At 72.4% G+C, this 21,441-nt stretch carries 21 protein-coding genes; 7 read left to right on the top strand and 14 right to left on the bottom strand.

All coding sequences use genetic code 11. The features are described 5' to 3' along the window. Window positions 1-18: 18 nt before the first annotated feature. Together AB4K12_RS09715 and AB4K12_RS09710 are read right to left on the bottom strand one after the other, a co-directional pair. Window positions 19-1,467 (bottom strand): alkaline phosphatase PhoX, encoded by a 1,449-nt coding sequence (locus tag AB4K12_RS09715; protein WP_368433859.1) that lies wholly within the window; start codon window positions 1,465-1,467, stop codon window positions 19-21. 282 nt (window positions 1,468-1,749) lie between these two features. After that, window positions 1,750-3,270, bottom strand: a complete 1,521-nt coding sequence (locus AB4K12_RS09710; protein WP_368433768.1) for a hypothetical protein — start codon at window positions 3,268-3,270, stop codon at window positions 1,750-1,752. Between the two features lie 292 nt (window positions 3,271-3,562). Here AB4K12_RS09710 and AB4K12_RS09705 point away from each other — a divergent pair, with 292 nt between their 5' ends. Both AB4K12_RS09705 and dapA read left to right on the top strand, forming a co-directional pair. Then, window positions 3,563-5,410, top strand: a complete 1,848-nt coding sequence (locus AB4K12_RS09705) for an endonuclease/exonuclease/phosphatase family protein (RefSeq protein WP_368433858.1) — start codon at window positions 3,563-3,565, stop codon at window positions 5,408-5,410. A 106-nt stretch (window positions 5,411-5,516) separates the two neighbouring features. Further along, window positions 5,517-6,407, top strand: coding sequence for a 4-hydroxy-tetrahydrodipicolinate synthase (gene dapA / locus AB4K12_RS09700; RefSeq protein WP_368433767.1), 891 nt, complete (start codon window positions 5,517-5,519; stop codon window positions 6,405-6,407). Here the strand turns inward: dapA and AB4K12_RS09695 are convergent. The 3 genes from AB4K12_RS09695 to dapD form a co-directional block, all read right to left on the bottom strand. Next, complete coding sequence (locus tag AB4K12_RS09695; RefSeq protein WP_368433766.1) at window positions 6,386-7,060, bottom strand: hypothetical protein; 675 nt, start codon at window positions 7,058-7,060, stop codon at window positions 6,386-6,388. The two genes, dapA and AB4K12_RS09695, sit on opposite strands and share 22 nt — an antisense overlap. After that, entirely contained in the window at window positions 7,057-7,215 is a 159-nt protein-coding gene (locus tag AB4K12_RS09690; protein ID WP_368433765.1) for a hypothetical protein, read from the bottom strand. Before AB4K12_RS09690 ends, AB4K12_RS09695 begins: the two co-directional genes overlap by 4 nt. A 132-nt stretch (window positions 7,216-7,347) precedes the next feature. After that, complete coding sequence (gene dapD / locus AB4K12_RS09685; RefSeq protein ID WP_368433764.1) at window positions 7,348-8,343, bottom strand: 2,3,4,5-tetrahydropyridine-2,6-dicarboxylate N-succinyltransferase; 996 nt, start codon at window positions 8,341-8,343, stop codon at window positions 7,348-7,350. Between the two features lie 155 nt (window positions 8,344-8,498). Here dapD and AB4K12_RS09680 point away from each other — a divergent pair, with 155 nt between their 5' ends. Then, entirely contained in the window at window positions 8,499-9,731 is a 1,233-nt protein-coding gene (locus tag AB4K12_RS09680; protein ID WP_368433763.1) for a S8 family peptidase, read from the top strand. Between the two features lie 76 nt (window positions 9,732-9,807). Further along, window positions 9,808-10,818 carry an agmatine/peptidylarginine deiminase gene (locus AB4K12_RS09675; protein ID WP_368433762.1) on the top strand — a complete coding sequence of 337 codons (1,011 nt, stop codon included), beginning with the start codon at window positions 9,808-9,810 and terminating at the stop codon, window positions 10,816-10,818. Between the two features lie 39 nt (window positions 10,819-10,857). Here the strand turns inward: AB4K12_RS09675 and AB4K12_RS09670 are convergent, their stop codons facing one another. The 8 genes from AB4K12_RS09670 to AB4K12_RS09635 form a co-directional block, all read right to left on the bottom strand. After that, window positions 10,858-11,196, bottom strand: a complete 339-nt coding sequence (locus AB4K12_RS09670) for a metal-sulfur cluster assembly factor (protein WP_086569446.1) — start codon at window positions 11,194-11,196, stop codon at window positions 10,858-10,860. Beyond that, window positions 11,193-11,648 (bottom strand): Fe-S cluster assembly sulfur transfer protein SufU, encoded by a 456-nt coding sequence (sufU, locus tag AB4K12_RS09665; protein WP_086569447.1) that lies wholly within the window; start codon window positions 11,646-11,648, stop codon window positions 11,193-11,195. The genes AB4K12_RS09670 and sufU overlap by 4 nt, the downstream gene beginning before the upstream one ends. A 17-nt stretch (window positions 11,649-11,665) precedes the next feature. Beyond that, window positions 11,666-12,919: a cysteine desulfurase gene (locus tag AB4K12_RS09660; protein WP_086569499.1), complete on the bottom strand. Its 1,254-nt coding sequence runs from the start codon at window positions 12,917-12,919 to the stop codon at window positions 11,666-11,668. A 2-nt stretch (window positions 12,920-12,921) separates the two neighbouring features. Further along, on the bottom strand, window positions 12,922-13,686 hold the full coding sequence (sufC, locus tag AB4K12_RS09655) for a Fe-S cluster assembly ATPase SufC (RefSeq protein ID WP_368433761.1): 765 nt from the start codon (window positions 13,684-13,686) through the stop codon (window positions 12,922-12,924). A gap of 7 nt (window positions 13,687-13,693) precedes the next feature. Next, window positions 13,694-14,014 (bottom strand): non-heme iron oxygenase ferredoxin subunit, encoded by a 321-nt coding sequence (locus AB4K12_RS09650; protein WP_362257227.1) that lies wholly within the window; start codon window positions 14,012-14,014, stop codon window positions 13,694-13,696. Beyond that, window positions 14,011-15,192, bottom strand: coding sequence for a Fe-S cluster assembly protein SufD (gene sufD, locus AB4K12_RS09645; RefSeq protein ID WP_362257230.1), 1,182 nt, complete (start codon window positions 15,190-15,192; stop codon window positions 14,011-14,013). The genes AB4K12_RS09650 and sufD overlap by 4 nt, the downstream gene beginning before the upstream one ends. A gap of 62 nt (window positions 15,193-15,254) precedes the next feature. Next, window positions 15,255-16,676 (bottom strand): Fe-S cluster assembly protein SufB, encoded by a 1,422-nt coding sequence (sufB, locus tag AB4K12_RS09640; RefSeq protein WP_086569454.1) that lies wholly within the window; start codon window positions 16,674-16,676, stop codon window positions 15,255-15,257. Next, window positions 16,673-17,473 carry a helix-turn-helix transcriptional regulator gene (locus AB4K12_RS09635; RefSeq protein ID WP_368433760.1) on the bottom strand — a complete coding sequence of 267 codons (801 nt, stop codon included), beginning with the start codon at window positions 17,471-17,473 and terminating at the stop codon, window positions 16,673-16,675. Before AB4K12_RS09635 ends, sufB begins: the two co-directional genes overlap by 4 nt. A 137-nt stretch (window positions 17,474-17,610) precedes the next feature. On the opposite strand from AB4K12_RS09635, the gene AB4K12_RS09630 reads away from it, so the two are divergent. The 3 genes from AB4K12_RS09630 to AB4K12_RS09620 all read left to right on the top strand — a co-directional run bounded on the left by AB4K12_RS09630 (window position 17,611) and on the right by AB4K12_RS09620 (window position 20,384). Next, a complete protein-coding gene (locus tag AB4K12_RS09630) occupies window positions 17,611-18,537 on the top strand; it encodes an ABC transporter ATP-binding protein (RefSeq protein WP_368433759.1) in 927 nt (308 codons plus the stop codon). After that, window positions 18,534-19,304 carry an ABC transporter permease gene (locus AB4K12_RS09625; protein ID WP_368433758.1) on the top strand — a complete coding sequence of 257 codons (771 nt, stop codon included), beginning with the start codon at window positions 18,534-18,536 and terminating at the stop codon, window positions 19,302-19,304. The genes AB4K12_RS09630 and AB4K12_RS09625 overlap by 4 nt, the downstream gene beginning before the upstream one ends. An 81-nt stretch (window positions 19,305-19,385) precedes the next feature. Then, complete coding sequence (locus AB4K12_RS09620; RefSeq protein WP_368433757.1) at window positions 19,386-20,384, top strand: heme A synthase; 999 nt, start codon at window positions 19,386-19,388, stop codon at window positions 20,382-20,384. Here the strand turns inward: AB4K12_RS09620 and AB4K12_RS09615 are convergent. Further along, window positions 20,357-21,415 carry an amidohydrolase gene (locus AB4K12_RS09615; protein WP_368433756.1) on the bottom strand — a complete coding sequence of 353 codons (1,059 nt, stop codon included), beginning with the start codon at window positions 21,413-21,415 and terminating at the stop codon, window positions 20,357-20,359. The two genes, AB4K12_RS09620 and AB4K12_RS09615, sit on opposite strands and share 28 nt — an antisense overlap. Window positions 21,416-21,441: the final 26 nt, after the last annotated feature.

The following is a 21,441-nucleotide window of genomic DNA, read 5'->3' as shown; positions in this document are numbered from 1 at the left end:
TTCAACATCACCGGGGCGTCAGGATTCCCGGCGCCCCTGCCGCCGCCACGGCCCGGTGATCGCGAGCATGATGCCGGGCTCCTGGATGTTGGCGAACAGCGTCCGCCCGTCGGGCGAGAAGGTCACCCCGGTGAACTCGCCGAACTCCGGCTTCTGGGGCGTGCCTATGTTCAGCTCGTTGCGCGCGATCGGGTACGTGCGCCCGTCGTCGAGGGCGCCGAACAGGTGCTGTACGCCCTCGCCGTCCTCGGCGATCACCAGGCCGCCGTACGGCGAGACGGTGATGTTGTCGGGGCCGTCGAAGGCGCCGTCGCGGCCCGGGTCCTTGTTGACGCCGAGCAGCACCTTGAGCGTCAGCGTCCGGCGGCGCGGGTCGTAGAACCACACCTGGCCGTCGTGCTGGACCGGGCTCTCCTCCCGGGCGAAGGACGAGACCACGTACGCGCCGCCGTCGCCCCACCACATGCCCTCGAGCTTGCGCGCCCGGGTGACCGCGCCGGCCGCGAACTGCTTGCGCACGGGGACGGACCTCGCGTCGCGGTCGGGTACGTCCGCCCAGTCCACGCCGTAGACCGTGCCGACGCGCGCGGCCCGGGACAGGTCGTCCACGAACCGGCCGCCGGAGTCGAAGCACTTGAATGCCTGCAGCACGCCGGCGTCGTCGGCGAGGGTCCGCAGCCGGCCGCGCCCGTGCCGGAATCCGCGCGGCGGCGTCCAGCGGTAGAAGAGCCCGTTGGGGCCGGCGGCGTCCTCGGTGAGGTAGAGGTGACCGCGGCCGGGGTCGACGACGACGGCCTCGTGGGCGTAACGGCCCAGCGCCTTGACCGGCTTGGGGGCGCGGTTGGCCCGCCGGTCGTGCGGGTCGACCTCGAAGACGTAGCCGTGATCCTTCGTCATGCCGTTCTGCCCGGCCCTGTCCTCGGTCTCCTCACAGGTCAGCCACGTCCCCCACGGGGTGCTGCCGCCCGCGCAGTTGGTGGACGTACCGGCGATGCCGACCCACTCGGCCACGTGCTCGCCGTGCCCGGCGACCTCCACGACGGTGCAGCCGCCGGCCGCGGCCGGGTCGTAGACGAGCCCCTCGGCGAGCGGCACGGGGTGCTTCCAGCCCGGCCGGGGGCCCTTGAGCTCATGGTTGTTGACCAGCAGGGTCCGACCGCGCGGCCCCGCGAACGCGGCGGTGCCGTCATGGTTGGACGGGGTGGACTCCCCCGACTCGAGCCGGGTGACGCCGGTGCGCGTCACCACGCGGTAGGAGAAGCCGGCGGGCAGCGCGAGCAGACCGGCCGGGTCGGGCCGCAGCGGCCCGTACCCGAGCCGGCCGGGGCCGGCGGGGCCGGCGGCGGCGTCCGGCTCGGCGGCGAGGGCGCCCGGCGCGCTCGCCAGCGCCCCGACGCTGCCGGTCAGGGCCACCCCGGCCCCGGCGAGGGCGGACCGCTTGGCGAACTCTCTTCGGCTGAAGCCCATGCTCATCGTCATCTCCCGGGGCGATACGGCCCCGGACCGCCCGGGACGCCGTCGCTACGGTCCCGTTGCCCGTGGAACACCCGATGAACACACCTATGCACCGATGCGACGGCCTGATTGCGACCAGCGCCGGGCGACAACTCCCGCCGCGACGGGCACGAGCGGCGCGCGAGGCCGGGCCCGGCGGGGCCGCCGCCCGGCCGCAAGCACGGGCCGGGCGACAACTCCCGCCGCGCCGGCCCCCGAGGGGCCCCGCGCACCCCCGCAAGCCAAGCGCAGCGCCTAGCGGCGCGAGCGTGCCTTGAACGCGGCCTTGCGGGCTTCCTTCGCGGTCTTCTTGTCAGGGTGCAGGCGCCCCATGGCTTCCAGGACCTCCGCCGTCGCCGGGTGGTCCACCCGCCACGCGGCGTCGAAGAAGCCGCTGTGGCCGCTCACGACGCCGATGACCAGGCCCCGCAGTTCCTCCGACTCCGCCACGGCGTCGTCGCCGCGCGCCGCCAGCTGTGCGGCGATCGTGTCGATGGTCAGCCAGAAGACCATCGCCTCGCCGGGCTCGGGGATGTCGGCCGCGCCGCGCTCGGCGAGCCAGACGCGGGCGAGGCCGCCGAGCTGGGGGTCGTCGAGGACCTCGCGCAGCGCGGGCTCGGCCTCGGCGCCGAGGAGGGAGAGCGTCTGCTGGCAGGCGAGGCGGCGGCGGGGGGCCTCCTCGTCCGCGCCGTGCGCGGCGGCGAGGAGTTCGCGGGCCGCGTCCAGCGGGGCGCGGCGGGCGAGCCACAGCTCGGTCTCGGTGCGGGCCAGGCCCTCGGGGTGACCGGGCAGCGCGGAGAGCAGGGCGTTCGCGTCGGCCTCGGCGAGGTCGCCGACGGCGGGGGCGTCGATGCCGGCGTCGAGCATGCGGGCCCGTACGCCGTACAGGCCGAGGGGGGTGAGGGCGACCATGCCGTAGCGGCTGACGTCCTCGTCCTCGGGGAGGTCGGAGGTCACGCCGTCGACGGACTCGCGGATGTGGCCCTCTCCGTCGATCTCCTCGATGAGGGACTCGTCGACCGGCCGGTAGCTCACCAGGCCGGTCGGCTCGAGCAGCCGGAACTGGTCGTCGAGCCGCATCATCGCGTCGGAGACCTCTTCGAGGACGTCGTCCGTGGGCTCGTCCATGTCGTCCGGAACGATCAGGGAGGCGGCGAGCGCGGGCAGCGGTACGGGCCGGCCGGCCTCGCCGTCGTCGAGGGCGGTGAGGAGGTAGAGGTTGCCGAGGATGCCGTCGAGGAAGTCGGCCTCCTCCTCGGGGTTCCAGTCGATGGAGTCGAGGTCGATGTCCCCGGTCTCGTCGAGCTGGTCGACGAGGTCGCCGAGGTCGGGCGTGGCGGCGTCGGCCAGGACGGTCTCGAGGCCGGCGAGCCAGATCTCGAGGATGTCCTCGGGGCTGCCGGAGGTGAGCGTGGCGAGTTCCTCGCCGACGCGGGCGGTGCCGGAGGGCTCGTCCTCACCGGCCTCGTCGGCCTCGCCGCCGGCCGCGGGCTCCGGCTCCTCCGTGAACTCCACCAGTCCGGTGTCGAGCGCGAGCTGCCAGGCCTCGGCGGTGTAGGTCGTGCCGTCCTCCTCGGCCTCCAGGCCGAGCAGTTCGGTGGCGGTCCGGAGCTGTCCGGCGAGCAGTTCGCCGCCCGCGCCGACCGGGGTGCCCTCGCCGGCCCAGCGGGCGAGCTTCGCGGCGCGCGCGAACAGCGGTGCGCTGAGCGCGTCCCGCGCGAGCTCCGCGTCGGAGGGGAGCCGCACCGGCGGCATGGTCGGGCGGTCTCCGGACATCAGGGGGGTATCTCCTCGTCGGTTCGGCCGCGCCCGGGTTGCGTCGGTGATCGGGGCGCGCGAGGCTCCAGCGTAGACGGGTTTCGTCCCGTGCCGCCCGGTTCATGGGACCGGCGTCGGACCCAGCTAAGCGGAATAACCGCGACCTCTTGACAACTGCCCCGCCCACACCGGACATTGACGCGCGTAGATTGCGTGTTGCCTACGCAACGGTTTGTAATCACCCAGCACCACACATGATCAGTGATTCCTGGTCAACCCCCCTCATCGCTCCCATTCGGAGGATCTTGTGCTGCCCAACCGCCGTTTCACGCGCACGCACCGCCGCGCGGCGACCGTCGGCTCCCTCGTCGCCGGCGCCCTCGCGGCCGGACTCCTCGTGCCCGCCCAGTCCGCGAGCGCGGCTCCCGGCTCCGGCATACGGATCCACGACATCCAGGGCACCACCCGCATATCCCCGCTCGCCGGGCAGCAGGTGCAGGACGTGCCGGGCGTCGTCACCGCCGTGCGGAACTTCGGCTCGGCCCGCGGCTTCTGGTTCCAGGACACCGCCCCCGACCGCGACGACGCGACCAGCGAGGCGGTCTTCGTCTTCACCGGCCAGACCCCGCCCCCGGTCGCCGTCGGCGACGCGGTGCTGGTCTCGGGCACGGTCAGTGAGTTCTACCCCGGCGGCGAGGCCGCGGGCCTGCAGTCGGTCACCCAGATCGGCAAGCCCACGGTGACGGTGAAGTCCTCCGGCAACGTCCTGCCCGCCCCCGTCCGGCTGCGCCCGTCCCTCGTTCCGGACCGCTACGCGCCCGACGCCCGCGGCGGCTCGATCGAGAAGCTCCCGCTCAAGCCCGGCCGTTACGCCCTGGACCGGTACGAGTCCCTGGAGGGCATGCGGGTCGAGGTCCGCGACGCCCCCGTGGTCGGCGCGACGAGCGAGCACAAGGACCTGTGGGTCACCGCCGAGCCCCGCCACAACCGCACCGGCCGCGGCGGCACGCTCTACGGCTCGTACGCCGACCCCAACGCGGGCCGGGTGAAGGTCGCCTCGCTCATCCCCTACGCGCAGCGCCCCTTCCCCGTCGCGAACGTCGGCGACGAGCTGACCGGCAGCACCGCCGGCCCGCTGGACTACAACAACTTCGGCGGCTACACCATCCAGGCCACCGAGCTGGGCACGCTCACCGACCACAAGCTCGCGCGCGAGACCACGCGCAAGCAGAAGGACGACGAGCTGGCCGTCGCCACGTACAACGTGGAGAACCTCTCCCCCAAGACCCCGCAGGCGAAGTTCGACCGCCTGGCGGCCGCGCTGGTGAACAACCTCTCCTCGCCCGACGTCGTGGCCCTGGAGGAGGTGCAGGACAACGACGGCACCACGAACGGCGGCGTGGTCGACGCCACCCTGACGCTGCGGAAGCTCACGGACGCGATCAAGGCCGCGGGCGGCCCGGCCTACGAGTGGCGGCAGATCGACCCGGTCGACGGCCAGGACGGCGGCCAGCCGGGCGGCAACATCCGCACCGCCTTCCTCTTCAACCCCGCGCGCGTGGCGTTCAAGGACGTCCCCGGCGGCGACTCCACCACGCCCGTGAAGGTCACCCGCGAGGGCGGCAAGGCCGCGCTCAGCGCCTCCCCCGGCCGGATCGACCCGGCGAACGCGGCCTGGGCGAACAGCCGCAAGCCGCTGGTGGGGCAGTTCTCCTTCCGGGGCAAGGACGTCTTCGTCGTCGCCAACCACTTCAACTCCAAGGGCGGCGACCAGGCCGTCGACGGCCGCTTCCAGCCCCCGGCCCGCACCTCGGAGACCCAGCGCACCCAGCAGGCGAAGGCCGTCAACGCCTTCGTCCGCCAGCTGCTGGACGCCGACCGGCGCGCGAACGTGATCGTCGCCGGCGACCTCAACGACTACCAGTTCTCGCCCGCCCTCAAGACGCTCACCTCGGGCGCCGTCCTGACCGACCTGGTCGACAAGCTCCCCAAGAAGGAGCGTTACGGCTATGTCTTCCAGGGCAACTCGCAGGTCCTGGACCACATCCTGACCAGCCGTAACGCCAGCCGCGTCGACTACGACATCGTGCACGTCAACGCCGAGTTCGCCGACCAGGCCAGCGACCACGACCCGCAGGTGCTGCGCTGGAAGCCGTAGCAACACTTAGCGGTGATCAGGAGAACAATTAAATAGACCTGTACGGTCGAAGGGGCCCAGAATCCGGTGGACAAGCACTGTTGCACCGCCCGGGAGAGTGACGCCCATGCCGCCCACCAGCCCCTTCGGCCGTACCGTCTGCGCGATGGTCACCCCCTTCACCGCGGACGGGGAGCTCGACCTCGACGGCGCCCAGCACCTCGCCGACCGGCTCGTCGGCGAGGGCGGCTGCGACGGACTCGTCCTCAGCGGCACCACGGGCGAGTCGCCGACCACCGGCGACGCGGAGAAGAGCGCCCTGATCCGGGCCGTGGCCGAGGCGGTCGGCGACCGCGCTCGGATCACGGCGGGCGTGGGCTCGGCCGACACCCGGCACACGGTGGAGCTGGCCCGGGCGGCCGAGAAGGCCGGCGCGCACGGCGTGCTGGTGGTGACCCCGTACTACAGCAGGCCTCCGCAGGAGGACATCGCCGAGCACTTCCGCACGGTCGCCGACGCGGTCGGGCTGCCGGTGATGCTCTACGACATCCCCGGCCGCACCGGCACCAGGATCGAGCCGGCGACCATGCTGCGGCTGGCCGAGCACCCGCGCATCGCGGGCGTGAAGGACTGCTCGTACGACCTGCTGGGCAGCTCGAAGGTGATCGCGGAGACCGGCCTCGCCTACTACTCCGGCTCCGAGGAGCTCAACCTCCCGCTGCGCGCGGTGGGCGCGACGGGCTATGTGAGCACGGTCGCCAACGTCGCCGGGCCGGTGCTGGCCGCCGCCCTCGACGCCTTCGACCGCGGCGCGACCGCCGAGGCCACCGCCCACCACCAGCGCGTCCTGCCGCTGACCGAGCTGATGATGGCCGCCGGCCTGCCGGGCACGGTGACCGCGAAGGCGCTGCTGGGCGCGCTCGGCCTGCCCGGCGGGCCGGTACGGGCCCCGCTGCGCCCGGCGGACGCCGAACGGACGGCGGCGCTGCTCGACGCCTACAGCGCGCTGTCCCGGTAGCCCCGCCCGGCCGCCTTCTCCAGCCGGCCCTGGAACCAGTCGAGCCGGGCCTGCAGCAGGGCGGCCTCCGCCATGAGCTCGGTGACGGTCGAGGCGTCCGGCCGCCGGCCGGCGGCCCCCTCCTCGGCGGTGAGGGCGAGCTCCCCGCCGGCCAGTTCCCCGAACTCCCCGAACGTCCATCCGGCGTGCCCCAGGGCGCAGCCCCCGCAGTCGGCGGCCACGGCCCGCCATCCCGGCCGCCCCCAGCCGGCGTCCGCGAAGCGCGTGGCGGCCCGGCCGCAGGCGCAGGGGCCGACCCGTACGGTGCGCACCCGCTGGCGGGCGTAGCGCATGCCGCGTTCGTAGCGGATGTAGGAGCCGAGCACGGACACCTCGAGCACCACGGCGCGGCGGTGGGCGCCGACGCAGGTCAGGCCGAGGGTCTCGGTGAGCGAGTGGAGGCAGTGGAAGCCGCAGTCGCAGCGGCGGGCGGGGGCGGCGTGCCGGCGGCCGTAGGCGCAGCGCGCGTCGGCCAGTGCGCCGTAGGGGCTGCCGCCGCCGAGCGAGACGCCGGTGAAGCCGGCCCGGGTGCCGTCGTGGGAGAGCACCGGGTAGGCGATCTTGTAGCCGGTCGGCGGCGTCGTGGGGTGTTCCCGGGGGAGCCGCAGCCTCATAGCGCGGCGGCCGGGGCCTCGGCGGGGGTTTCGGCGGGGGCCTGCGCGCGGCCCGCCGCGGGCGTCGCCGTCTCACGGCCGGCCGGGGCGGGCGTCTCCTCGGATGCGGGCGTTTCCTCGGCGATGCCGACGGCCAGTGGTTTGCCGAGCCTCATGACGCCTCCCGTGACGGTCGGTTCCGCTGCACGGTCCTCATGGTGGCGCAGTGCGTCCCGAGATCACCAGAGCGTCCGGCGCCCTTCCGGGTTCCCCCCGCGGGGACCTGGAAGGGCGCTCGGGACGGGGCGTCAGTTGTGGCTGTGCAGCACCTCGTTGAGGCCGCCCCAGGTGCTCTTGTACGGGCGGGCCTCGACGGCGCCGGTGGTGGAGTTGCGGCGGAAGAGGATGTTGTCGGCGCCGGAGAGCTCCAGGGCCTTGACGACCTCGCCGTCCGGCAGGGTGACGCGGGTGCCGGCGGTGACGTACAGGCCCGCCTCGACGACGCACTCGTCGCCGAGCGCGATGCCGATGCCGGACTCGGCGCCGAGCAGGCAGCGCTCGCCGATGGAGATGATCTGCTTGCCGCCGCCGGAGAGGGTGCCCATGGTGGAGGCGCCGCCGCCGATGTCGGTGCCGTCGCCGACCACGACGCCCGCGCTGATGCGGCCCTCGACCATGGAGGTGCCGAGCGTGCCGGCGTTGAAGTTGACGAAGCCCTCGTGCATCACGGTGGTGCCGGAGCCGAGGTGGGCGCCCAGGCGGACGCGGTCGGCGTCGGCGATGCGGACGCCGGAGGGGGCGACGTAGTCGGTCATGCGCGGGAACTTGTCGATGCTGGTGACCTGCAGGCGCAGGCCCTCGGCGCGGGCCTTCAGGCGCACCGCCTCGACCTGGTCGACGGCGACGGGGCCCAGCGAGGTCCAGGCGACGTTGGCGAGCAGGCCGAAGATGCCGTCGAGGTTCTGGCCGTGGGGCTTGACCAGGCGGCTGGAGAGCAGGTGGAGGCGCAGGTAGGCGTCGTGCGCGTCGGCGGGCTTGTCCTCGAGCGAGGCGATGACCGTGCGGACGGCCACGACCTCGACGCCACGGCGGGTGTCCGGGCCCACGGCCTTGAGGGCGTCCTCGCCCAGCAGTTCGGCGGCGCGCTCGGCGGTCAGCCGCTCGGTGCCGGCCGGGCCGGGCGCGTCGACGAGCTCGGGAGCCGGGAACCAGGTGTCGAGGACGGTGCCGTCCACGGTGATCGTGGCGAGGCCGGCGGCGACGGCGCCGGAGGTACGGGAAGCGGGGGCAACAGCATCGGTCATGCCCGAAAACCTAACCGGACCAGGCCTCTCAAGGCGAACCGGCGCGGATGGCCCAGCCCGGTTCGCGGCCACGGATAAGTCGACATATCCATTGACTGGGACGTTGATCATCCACCATCGCCCGGAACGGAACCCGCGTGAGATACGGAACCCGCATGCGAATGGCCCGGCTCGCCCTGCCCGCGGCCCTGCTCCTGAGCCTGCTGCCGCTGGCCATCCCCCCGGCCGCCTCGGCCGACCCCGACCCCGACCGCACCACGCCGCGCCTCGCCCCGCTGCGCACCACCTGGGGCGTTCCCGTGCCCGACCACTACATCGTCACCCTCCGCAAGGGCTCCGCACCGCGCATCCTGAGCACCAAGCTGGGTGTGAACCCCGACTACGTCTACACCCACGCCTTCACCGGCTTCGCCGCCACGCTCAGCCCGGAGCAGCTGCTGGCCGTGCGCAGCGCCCCCGACGTCGAGGCCGTCGAGCAGGACACGGTCCTCTACCAGGCCGACGGCCCCGCCCGGGCCGCCGCCGCGCCCGCCACCCCCGCCCGGCCCCGGTCCGCCACGGACTCGTACGGCCTGGACCGCATCGACCAGCACAATCCGCCGCTCGACCACCAGTACACCGTCTCCTCCACCGGCGCGGGCGTCACCGTCTATGTGATCGACACCGGGATCGACTACGCCCACCCGGAGTTCGGCGGCCGGGCGCGCGCGGGCCTCGACCTGGTCACCGTCGGCGGCGACGGCAGCGACTGCCGCACCGGCAGCGGTCACGGCACCCATGTGGCGGGTGTGATCGGCAGCCGGTCCTACGGCGTGGCGCGCGGGGCGACGCTGGTCAGCGTGCGCGTTCTCAACTGCGACGGCCGCACCACCATCGCCCGGTTCGTCGCGGCCTTCGACTACGTCGCGAGGACCGCCTCGTCCTCCTCGGTCGTCAACGCCTCCATCGTCGGCCCCGCCTCGCGGGCCGTGGACTCGGCCACCGCGGGGGTCGCCGCCCGGGGCGTCCTGCCCGTCGTCGCGGCGGGCAACGAGAACGACAACGCCTGCGACCACTCCCCCTCGGGCGCGGTGGCGGCCCTCGCGGTCGGGGCGACGAACGAGTCGGACCAGATGACCGACTACAGCAGCTACGGGCCCTGCGTGCGCGTCCTGGCCCCCGGCTCGGACATCGTCTCCACCAGGATGGGCGGCGGCACGACGACGAAGAGCGGTACGTCGCAGGCGACGCCGTTCGTGGCCGGGGTCGCGGCCCTGTACAAGGCGCGCAACCCCTCGGCCGGCTCCGCCCAGGTCGCCGACTGGCTGATCGGGCAGGCGACGAGGAACGCGGTGACGGACCTCAAGCCCGGCACCGCCAACCGTCTGCTGTACACGGGAGGCCTCTGACGCGGGTGCGCCCGGCCCCGGGCGTACGGTGATCAGGAGCACGCCCGCAGTCCACCCAGCCCGAGGGAAGCCGACGATGCGTCATCTGCCGTCCGAGTCGCAGCCGCACGCCCGGACGCTGATGGGCTGGCCCCCCGCCGGCTCCGTCTGGGGCCGGCACACCCCGGACGCGCGCCGCGACGTGGCGGCGATCGCCCGCACGATCGCGGAGTACGAGCCCGTGGCGCTGCTGGCCTCGCCCGAGGACGCCGCGGACGCCCACCGGGCGTGCGGGGGCGGCGGCGTGGAGATCGTGCGGGTGCCGGTGGACGACCTCTGGCTGCGGGACTCCGGCCCCACGTTCGTCACCGGCCCCGGCGGGGAGCTCGCGGGCGTCGACTTCCGCTTCAACGGCTGGGGCGGCAAGCAGGCGCACCCCAACGACGGCCCGCTCGCCGCGCGTGTGCTGGACCTCTTCGGCATCCCCCGCGTCGAGGCGCCGCTCGTCGCCGAGGGCGGCTCCTTCGAGACCGACGGCGCCGGCACCCTCCTGGCCACCGAGAGCTCGCTGGTCGACGACGACCGCAACCCCGGCCGGTCCCGCGACGACATCGAGCGGGACCTGAAGGACCTGCTCGGCGTGCGCCGGGTGATCTGGCTCGAGGGCGTGCGCGGCGCGGACATCACCGACTGCCACGTCGACGCCCTCGCCCGCTTCGTGGGGCCGGCCATGGTCGTGCTCAGCAAACCGCCCGCCGGAGCGGAGCCCGGCGACGTCTGGACGCGGGTCTACCGGCAGGCCCGGGCCGCCCTGGAGGCGGCCACGGACGCCGACGGCAGGACGCTGGAGATCATCGACCTGCCCGAGCCGGACCCGGCCGAGCTCGGCGAGCGCGGCCCCGACTTCCTGGGCGGTTACGTCAACTACTACCTCGTCAACGGCGCCGTGATCGTCCCCCGCTTCGGCGACCGGCGCGCCGACGACGAGGCGGCGGCGCTGCTGGGCGCCCTCCACCCGGGCCGCGCGGTACGGACGGTGGAGATCCCCACGCTCGCCGAGGGCGGCGGCGGCATCCACTGCGCCACACGACAGCAGCCCGCCGCCTGACCGCTGGTCAGGTGACGGGCTGCCGGGGAACCGGGGCGCTCAGACGTTGAAGCCCAGGGCCCGGAGCTGTTCGCGACCCTCGTCGGTGATCTTGTCGGGGCCCCACGGCGGCATCCAGACCCAGTTGATCCGGAGCTCGTTGACGATGCCCTCCGTGCAGGACTTCGCCTGGTCCTCGATGACGTCGGTCAGCGGGCAGGCCGCGGACGTCAGGGTCATGTCGAGGGTGGCGATGTTGGCGTCGTCGATGTGGATGCCGTAGATCAGGCCGAGGTTGACGACGTCGATGCCCAGCTCGGGGTCGACCACGTCGTAGAGGGCCTCGCGGACCTCTTCCTCGGTGGCCGGCTTGGTGGTGGTCTCAGCGTTCTCGCTCATGCGGTCTTCCCTTCGGACAGCGCTTGCGCCGTCGCGTCCTTCCACGCCATCCAGCTCAGCAGAGCACACTTCACGCGCGCCGGGTACTTGGAGACGCCGGCGAACGCGATGGCGTCCTCCAGCACCTCCTCCATCGCGTCGTCCGGCTCGATGCGGCCCTTGGACTGCATCAGTTCCAGGAAGGTCTCCTGGATCCGGCGGGCCTCGTCGAGGTCCTTGCCGACCAGCAGCTCGTTGAGGACCGAGGCGCTGGCCTGGCTGATGGAGCAGCCCTGCCCCTCGTAGGAGACGTCCTCGACGGTCTGCCCGGACAGCCGCACCCGCAGTGTGATCTCGTCGCCACACGTGGGGTTGACGTGGTGCACCTCGGCGTCGCCGTCCCGCAAGCCCCGGCCGTGCGGGTGCTTGTAGTGGTCCAGGATGACGTCCTGGTACATCGAATCAAGCTTCACAGTGGCAGCCTCGTCCGTCAGCCGAAGAAGTTCCGTACGTGCTCCAGGCCCTCGATCAAGGCGTCGACCTCGCCGGGGGTGGAGTACAGGTAGAACGACGCCCGCGTGGTCGCGGGAATTCCGTAGCGCAGGCAGACGGGGCGTGCGCAGTGGTGTCCGACGCGGACGGCGATGCCCTGTTCGTCGAGGACCTGGCCCACGTCGTGCGGGTGGATGTCGCCCAGGGTGAAGGACACGGCGGCACCGCGGTCCTCGGCCGTGGTGGGGCCGATGATGCGCAGGTCCGGGACCTCCTGGAGCCTGCGGATCGCGTACTCGGTGATCGCGTGCTCGTGCCGGGCGATGTTCTCCATGCCGATCGAGGTGAGGTAGTCCACCGCGGCGCCGAGGCCGACGGCCTGGGCGATCGGGGGCGTACCGGCCTCGAACTTGTGCGGCGCGGGGGCGTAGGTGGAGGAGTGCATCGAGACGGTCTCGATCATCTCGCCGCCGCCGAGGAACGGCGGCAGGTCCTCGAGGAGCTCCTGGCGGCCCCACAGGACGCCGATGCCGTCCGGACCGCACATCTTGTGGCCGGTGAAGGCCACGAAGTCGGCCTGCAGCGCCTGGACGTCCAGCGGCATGTGCGGGGCGGCCTGGGAGGCGTCGACGACGACGAGCGCGCCGACCTCCTGGGCGCGGCGGACGATGGCCTCGACGGGGTTGACCGTGCCGAGGATGTTGGAGACCAGCACGAAGGAGACGACCTTGGTCTTCTCGGTGATGATCTCGTCGATGTTGGAGAGGTCGAGGCGGCCGTCGTCGGTCAGCCCGAACCACTTCAGCTTCGCGCCCGAGCGCTGCGCGAGCAGCTGCCACGGCACGATGTTGGAGTGGTGCTCCATCTCCGTGATGACGATCTCGGTCTCGTGGTCCACGCGGTAGGGCTCGTCCGCCCAGGCCAGCATGTTGGCCACGAGGTTCAGCGACTCGGAGGCGTTCTTGGTGAAGATCACCTCATCGCGGCTGGGAGCGTTGATGAAGGCTGCGATCTTGTCGCGAGCGCCTTCGTACAGTGCCGTGGCCTCCTCGGCGAGCACGTGCACGCCGCGGTGGACGTTGGCGTTGTGCTGCTCGTAGTGCTCGTTGAGCACGTCGAGCACCTGGCGCGGCTTCTGGGAGGTGGCCGCGTTGTCCAGGTAGACGAGCTTCTTCCCGTCGTGGACCACACGGTCCAGGATCGGGAAGTCCTTGCGGATCGCCTCGGTGTCGAGGAGGCCCGGCAGCAGTATCGTCACGCGGTTACGCCACCCTTCACGTACGCCTCGTAGCCCTCGTTCTCCAGCTTGTCGGCCAGCTCGGCGCCACCGGACTCCACGATGCGGCCCGCGGAGAAGACGTGGACGAAGTCGGGCTTGATGTAGCGCAGGATGCGCGTGTAGTGGGTGATCAGCAGGGTGCCGACCTCGCCGGTGTCACGGACGCGGTTGACGCCCTCGGAGACCTGGCGCAGCGCGTCGACGTCCAGGCCGGAGTCGGTCTCGTCCAGGATCGCGATCTTCGGCTTGAGGAGCTCGAGCTGGAGGATCTCGTGGCGCTTCTTCTCACCGCCGGAGAAGCCCTCGTTGACGTTGCGCTCGGCGAAGGAGGGGTCCATGTGGAGACGCTCCATGGCCTCCTTGACCTCCTTCACCCAGGTGCGCAGCTTGGGGGCCTCGCCGCGGATGGCGGTGGCGGAGGTGCGCAGGAAGTTGGAGACCGAGACGCCGGGGACCTCGACCGGGTACTGCATGGCGAGGAAGACACCGGCGCGGGCGCGCTCGTCGACGGACATCTCCAGGACGTCCTCGCCGTCGAGGGTGACGGTGCCGCCGGTGATCGTGTACTTGGGGTGGCCGGCCAGGGAGTAGGCCAGGGTGGACTTGCCGGAGCCGTTGGGGCCCATGATGGCGTGGGTCTCGCCCTGCTTCACGGTCAGGTCGACGCCGCGCAGGATTTCCCGGGGGCCGTTCTCGGCCTCGACGGAGACGTGCAGGTCGTGGATCTCAAGCGTTGCCATGGGGAACTCAGGACTCCTGGGTGACGGAGACGAGCACGTCGTCCCCTTCGATCTTGACGGGGTATACGGGGACGGGACGCGTGGCCGGGAGGCCGTCGGGCTTGCCGGTGCGCAGGTCGAAGCTGGAGCCGTGCAGCCAGCACTCGATGTGGCAGTCCTCGACCTCGCCCTCGGACAGCGAGACGTTGGCGTGCGAGCAGATGTCGTTGATCGCGAACACCTCGCCCTCGGTGCGGACCAGGGAGACCGCCGTGCCGTCGATCTCGACCCGCTTGGGGGTGTCCTCCTCCAGCTCGCTCAGGGCTGCCACCTTGACGAACTCGCTCATGCGACCGCTGCCTCCAGCTCGGCCTCGATCTTGGCGATGAGGCGCTCCTCCAGATCGGGGATGCCGATCTGCTGGACGAGCTCGGCGAAGAAGCCGCGGACGACCAGTCGGCGGGCCTCGTCGGCGGGGATGCCGCGGGCCATCAGGTAGAAGAGCTGCTCGTCGTCGAAGCGGCCGGTCGCCGAGGCGTGGCCGGCGCCGACGATCTCACCGGTCTCGATCTCCAGGTTGGGGACCGAGTCGACGCGGGCGCCGTCGGTGAGGACCAGGTTGCGGTTGAGCTCGTAGGTGTCGGTGCCCTCGGCCGCCGCACGGATGAGCACGTCGCCGATCCACACCGCGTGCGCGTCCTTGCCCTGCAGCGCGCCCTTGTAGGCGACGTTGCTGCGGCAGTGCGGAGTGTCGTGGTCGACGAGGAGGCGGTGCTCCTGGTGCTGGCCCTGGTCGGTGAAGTACAGGCCGTACAGCTCGGCCTCGCCGCCGGGACCGGCGTAGACGACCCGGGGGTGGAGGCGGACCAGGTCGCCGCCGAAGGTGACGATCACGGACTTGAAGGAGGCGTCGCGGCCGACCAGCGCGGTGTGCTGGGCGGCGTGCACCGCGGTGGGGTCCCAGTCCTGGACGGAGACGACGGTGAGCTTGGCACCGTCGCCGATCAGGTACTCGACGTTGGCGGCGAGCGTGGCGTCGCCGGTGTGGTCGAGGACGACGACGGCCTCGGCGAAGGCGCCGATCTCGATGACCTGGTGACCGAAGGCCACCCCGCCCTCGCCGCGCACGGCGATCCGGACGGGCTCGGTGAGCACCGTGTCCTTGGGGATGGAGACGACCGAGGCCTTCTCGAAGGAGCTGAACGCCTGCGCCGCGACCCGGTCGACCGGCTTGCCGGCCTTGCCGAGGCGGGCGTCGTCGCGGCCGACGGTCTCCACGGTCACGCCCTCGGGGGCGGTCACCTCGACCCTGACGCCGGCGCCGTCGGCGACGGCGGTGCCGTCGTGCAGGCCGCGGAGGCGCGCGAGCGGGGTGAACCGCCACTCCTCCTCACGGCCGTGCGGCACGGGGAAGTCCGCCACGTCGTACGAGGCGGGGGCGCTGACCCGCGCGTCGATGGGCTGCTTCGGGCCGCCCACCTGGATGGCGCCGTCGGTCGTGCTGCCGGCGGGAGTGTTGTCAGCCATGGCTGTCGTCGTGCTCTCTTCCTGTCACAAAGGGTTCGCTGCGGGCGGTAGGGGGACGGCGATCAGCCGACCGAGCCTTCCATCTGCAGCTCGATCAGCCGGTTGAGCTCCAGTGCGTACTCCATGGGGAGCTCGCGGGCGATCGGCTCGACGAAGCCGCGGACGATCATCGCCATGGCCTCGTCCTCGGACAGACCGCGGCTCATCAGGTAGAAGAGCTGGTCGTCGCTGACCTTGGAGACGGTCGCCTCGTGGCCCATGGAGACGTCGTCCTCGCGGACGTCGACGTAGGGGTAGGTGTCCGACCGGGAGATCGTGTCCACCAGCAGCGCGTCACAGAGCACGTTCGACTTGGAGCCGTGGGCACCCTCGCCGATCTCGATCAGACCGCGGTAGGAGGTACGGCCACCGCCACGCGCCACCGACTTGGAGACGATGTTGGAGGAGGTGTTCGGCGCCATGTGGACCATCTTGGCGCCGGCGTCCTGGTGCTGGCCCTCACCGGAGAAGGCGATGGAGAGGGTCTCGCCCTTGGCGTGCTCGCCCATCAGGTAGACGGCCGGGTACTTCATCGTGACCTTGGAGCCGATGTTGCCGTCGACCCACTCCATGGTCGCGCCCTCGTACGCCACGGCACGCTTGGTGACCAGGTTGTAGACGTTGTTCGACCAGTTCTGGATCGTCGTGTAGCGGCAGCGGCCGCCCTTCTTGACGATGATCTCCACGACCGCGCTGTGCAGCGAGTCGGAGGAGTAGATCGGGGCGGTGCAGCCCTCGACGTAGTGGACGTAGGCGTCCTCGTCGACGATGATCAGCGTCCGCTCGAACTGACCCATGTTCTCCGTGTTGATACGGAAGTAGGCCTGCAGCGGGATGTCCACACGGACACCCTTGGGGACGTAGATGAACGAGCCACCGGACCACACGGCCGTGTTCAGCGAGGCGAACTTGTTGTCGCCCACCGGAATCACCGTGCCGAAGTACTCCTGGAAGAGCTCGGGGTGCTCCTTCAGAGCGGTGTCGGTGTCCAGGAAGATGACGCCCTGCTCCTCCAGGTCCTCACGGATCTGGTGGTAGACGACCTCGGACTCGTACTGGGCGGCGACACCGGCGACCAGACGCTGCTTCTCCGCCTCGGGGATGCCCAGCTTGTCGTAGGTGTTCTTGATGTCCTCCGGCAGGTCCTCCCAGGAGGCCGCGGCCTTCTCGGTGGAACGGACGAAGTACTTGATGTTGTCGAAGTCGATGCCGGAGAGGTCGGAGCCCCAGGTCGGCATGGGCTTCTTGTCGAACAGCCGCAGGCCCTTCAGACGGAGCTTGAGCATCCACTCGGGCTCGGACTTCTTCGCCGAGATGTCGCGGACCACGTCCTCGGACAGGCCGCGCTTCGCCGCGGCACCGGCCTCGTCGGAGTCGGCCCAGCCGTATTCGTACGTGCCCAGGCCCTCGAGCTCAGGGTGGGCAGTCTCCGTGGGGAGAGTCATGCGGGGTTCCTCCCGGCCGTGCTGGTGGATGCTGTGGTGGTCTTCGGGTTGCTGCTCTTGGGGATGAACGTCGTGCACACTCCGTCGCCGTGGGCGATGGTGGCGAGACGCTGCACATGAGTCCCGAGCAGGCGGGAGAAGACCTCGGTCTCCGCCTCGCACAGCTGCGGGAACTGCTCGGCGACATGGGCGACCGGGCAGTGGTGCTGGCAAAGCTGTTCGCCGACCGGTGCGCTGCGCGCCGTAGCAGCGTACCCGTCCGCGGTCAATGCCCGGGCGAGAGCCTCCGTGCGCTCCTGGGGGGCGAGGCCCTCCAGAGCCTTGCGGTAGGCGTCGGCCTGGGCGGCCATCCGGGCCCGGGCGAAGGCGGCGACCGCGGCCTCGCCCATCTCGCCGCCGCCCGCGGACTGGGCGATCCAGCGCAGGGCGTCCTCGGCGAGCTTGTCGTAGGCCTGGTCGAAGGCGTCCCGGCCGCAGTCGGTCAGCGCGAAGACCTTGGCGGGGCGGCCACGGGTGCGGGCGCCGTAGATCCGCTTCTCGCGGGCCTCGACGACGCCCTCGGCCACCAGGGTGTCGAGGTGGCGGCGCACGGCCGCCGAGGTCAGCTCCAGCCGGACGGCCAGCTCGGCCGCCGTGGAGGGGCCGTGGTCGAGGATGGAGCGTGCGACGCGATTGCGGGTGCCGCGCTGCTCGTCGTGAGCGCGCTGCTCCGGCGGGGCGGAGGCGGGCAGGGGGGAGCCCGGCCCGGCGGCCGAGGAGGCCGCGGGCCCCTGTGGAGCTTCGCCCGCGTATTTCACAACACCATTGTTGCGTAATTACCCGGAGACCGACAAGCGACGACTGGATCACGGAACGGTGGCTTTGATCACTTAGGGTTACCTAAGCCGCCACCCCGCCGGGCCTGGCGCGGGCCGGGCCTCCGTACACTTCCGGCATGCATGAAGAGCCCGCGGTCGAGGTCCACGGCCTGGTCAAGCGGTACGGGTCGAAGACCGCGGTCGACGGTCTGGACCTGACCGTCGCGACCGGCGGCGTCACCGCCGTCCTCGGCCCGAACGGGGCCGGCAAGACCACCACCATCGAGACCTGCGAGGGCTACCGCCGCCCCGACGCCGGCACCGTCCGCGTCCTCGGGCTCGACCCCGTCGCCGACTCCGCCGCCCTGCGCCCGCGCGTCGGCGTGATGCTCCAGAGCGGGGGCATCTACGCCGGCGCCCGCGCCGAGGAGATGCTCCGCCACACCGCCACCCTGCACGCCCACCCCCTGGACGTCGGCGCGCTGATCGAGCGCCTCGGGCTGGGCGACTGCGGCCGCACCACCTACCGCCGGCTCTCCGGCGGCCAGCAGCAGCGCCTCTCGCTCGCCATGGCCGTCGTCGGCCGCCCCGAGCTGGTCTTCCTCGACGAGCCGACCGCGGGCCTCGACCCGCAGGCCCGCCACGCCACCTGGGCGCTGGTGCGCGAGCTGCGCGCCGACGGCGTGACCGTCGTGCTCACCACGCACTACATGGACGAGGCCGAACAGCTGGCCGACGACGTCGCCATCATCGACGGCGGCAAGGTCATCGCGCAGGGCAGCCCCGAGAAGCTGTGCCGCGGCGGCGCCGAGAACACCCTGCGCTTCAGCGGCCGCCCCGGCCTGGACCTCGCCTCGCTGCTCAAGGCCCTGCCCGCCGACTCCGCCGCCGTGGAGCCGACCCCGGGCACCTACCGCGTCAACGGCCGGGTCGACCCCCAGCTGCTCGCCACGGTGACCGCCTGGTGCGCCCAGCACGGCGTGATGCCGGACCGCATAACGGTCGAGCGCCACACGCTCGAGGACGTCTTCCTGGAACTCACCGGTAAGGAGCTGCGCGGATGACCGCGACCGGTACCTTCGCGCCGAAGCCCGGCGCGGCCCCCCTCGGCCGGATGATCCGCGCCCAGGCGGCGCTCGAGACCCGGATGCTGCTGCGCAACGGCGAGCAGCTGCTGCTGACGGTGATCATCCCTTCCCTCCTGCTGCTGCTGTTCGGCACCGTCGACATCGTCGACACTGGCGAGGGCAAGGCCGTCGACTTCCTGGCCCCCGGCGTGCTCGCGCTCGCCGTGCTGTCCACCGCGTTCACCGGACAGGCCATCGCGACCGGCTTCGAGCGCCGCTACGGCGTGCTCAAGCGGCTCGGCGCCTCGCCGCTGCCCCGGTGGGCGCTGATGACCGCCAAGACGTGCTCGGTGCTGGTCACCGAGGTCCTGCAGGTCGCGCTGCTGACGGCCATCGCCTTCGCGCTCGGCTGGTCCCCGCACGGCAACCCCCTGGCCGTCCTGCTGCTGCTCCTCCTGGGCACCGCGGCGTTCTCCGGGCTCGGCCTGCTGATGGCCGGCACGCTCAGGGCCGAGGCGACGCTGGCCGCGGCCAACCTCGTCTTCCTGCTCCTGCTGGTCGGCGGCGGGGTGATCGTGCCGCTGGAGAAGTTCCCGGACGCCGCCCGGTCGGTGCTCGGCCTGCTGCCCATCGCGGCGCTCTCGGACGGCCTGCGGGACGTCCTGCGGGACGGCGCGGGCATGCCCTGGGCCGACCTGGGCGTCCTGGCCGCATGGGCCGTCCTCGGCCTGGGCGCGGCGGGGCGGTTCTTCCGCTGGGAGTGATCCCCCCAGGATCAGGGCGCGCCGGCGGCCGGACGGGCCCCTCGTGAATCCGTGCACAAGCACACCCTTACGATGACCCTCGTGCCGAAAACGCTGAACCCCCTCCAGATGGTCGCCGACCGTTGGCAGCCGTCCGCCCGCTTCGTCCACCGGGCGGCGCTGGCCTGCGTCGTCATGGCCGTGATCATCGTCGTGACCGGCGGGGCGGTGCGGCTCACCCAGTCCGGGCTCGGCTGCCCGACGTGGCCGACCTGCACCGAGGACAGCCTGACGCCGACGCCCGAGATGGGCGTCAACGGCATCATCGAGTTCACCAACCGCATGCTGACCTACGTGCTGTGCGCGGTGGTCGGCGTGGCGATCGTCGCGGCACGCGCGTGTGCCCCGCGCCGCCGTCCCCTCACCCGGCTGGGCTGGACGCAGTTCTGGCTCATCGCGAGCAACGGCATCATCGGCGGCATCACCGTGCTCACGGGGCTCAACCCGTACATCGTCGCCGCGCACTTCCTGGCGGCGACCGCGCTGCTGACGGTGGCCGTGGTGATGTGGCACCGCTCGGGCGAGGGCGACGACGAGCCGCGCGACCTGGTGGCCGGGCCGGTGCGTCAGCTGAGCTGGGTGCTGGTCGTCGCGAGCGCCCTGCTGATCGTGGTCGGCACCGTGGTCACCGGCTCCGGCCGGCACGCGGGCGACGCCAAGAAGGACGTCCACCGCATCCCGCTGGACTGGCGCGAGGTCACCCAGCTGCACGTCGACTTCGTCTACATCGTCATCGGCCTGACCGTGGCCCTGTGGTTCGTGCTGCGGGCCGTGAAGGCGCCTGCCGTGCCGCGCCGCCGCGTGGTCGAGCTGTTCGTCGTCCTGATGCTCCAGGGCGTCATCGGCTACGCGCAGTACTTCAACGACTCGCCGGAGGTCGTCGTCGGCGTCCACATGTTCGGCTCCTGCCTGGTGTGGATCGCGGTGCTGCGGGTGTTCCTGTCGCTGCGTGAGCGCGGCGAGGCGGCGGCGGTGCCGGCGCCCTCCGGGGAGCACGAGGCCGTGGCCGGCGGTCAGCCCGTGGCGGCGTCCAGCCGGTAGATCCTGCGCGCGGTGCCGGCGGCCACGAGCGAGGCGATGCGTCCCGCTTCCGCCGCCCGGCACCAGCCGTCGGCGACCCAGTCGCCCATGAGCCGCTCCATGGCCCGTACGAACAGCCGGGCGGCCACCACATAGAGCTCCGCCAGCCCCCGGGCGCCCGTGGAGAACAGCAGCTTGCCGAACGGCGCCTCGCCGAGAGTCTCCTCCGGCCGGGCGCCGACGTCCGCGTACACGTGCGGGAAGGCGGCGGCGAGCCGGGCGGCCTGCCGCCGGTGCCAGGGATCCGGCAGCAGCACCAGATCCACGCCCCGGCCCGCCATCGCCCGTAGGAAGCCCGTCAGCCGCCGGGGGTCGGCGCAGTGCAGCTGGACGGGAAGGCCCGTGGCGGCCGCGCACCACAGCAGGTACCGCCCGAGCACCGGGTCGCCGGGCGTCCCGCCCGGGCGGCGGGCGCGCAGCCAGCGCCCGGCCGCCGCGCGCACCTCGGCGGCCGGCGGCGGGGCGTCGTCGCAGGAGGCGACGCCGGAGGCGAAGGCCGTGGCGGTGCCGGAGGCGGCGTAGAGCGCCTCGGCCACGTGGGCGAGGAAGAGGTCCGCTCCGCCGGCGGTGTCGGCGACGCGGGCGGCGAGCGCTTCGAGCCGGACGACCTCGTGGGCGCGGCCGTCGGCGGCGCGGGCCAGCTCGGCGGGCGCGGTGAGGCCGCCGGACGTGCCGGACTCCAGCAGGAAGGTGCCGATGCCGGTGCCGCGCAGCAGCAGCCGGCCGGCGCGGTAGGCGCCCAGTTCGCGGCGTCTGGCGAGGTAGCGCACGGGCGCGCAGTGCGGCTCGAGGCCCAGCAGGGGCGGGCACCAGCGGCGTACGGCCAGGCCCGCGTGGCTGTCGAAGAAGGTGGTGCCGGGCGGCGCGGGGCCGGTGGCGCCCGCGGCCTCGGCGAGGCGGGTCTCGAACTCTCCCAGGCCCACGTCGCCGTGGACGGCGCCGTGGCTGTGCTGGTCGACGAGCGGCGGTATGCCCCCGGTCAGGCCGTCCATGCCGCCTCCTCGCCCGTCCCCCACCG

The organism is Streptomyces sp. C36, from assembly GCF_040932295.1.
Lineage (GTDB): Bacteria > Actinomycetota > Actinomycetes > Streptomycetales > Streptomycetaceae > Streptomyces > Streptomyces triculaminicus.
The sequence above is the reverse complement of the archived record's forward strand: the minus strand, read 5'-3'. Positions and strand labels throughout refer to the sequence as shown.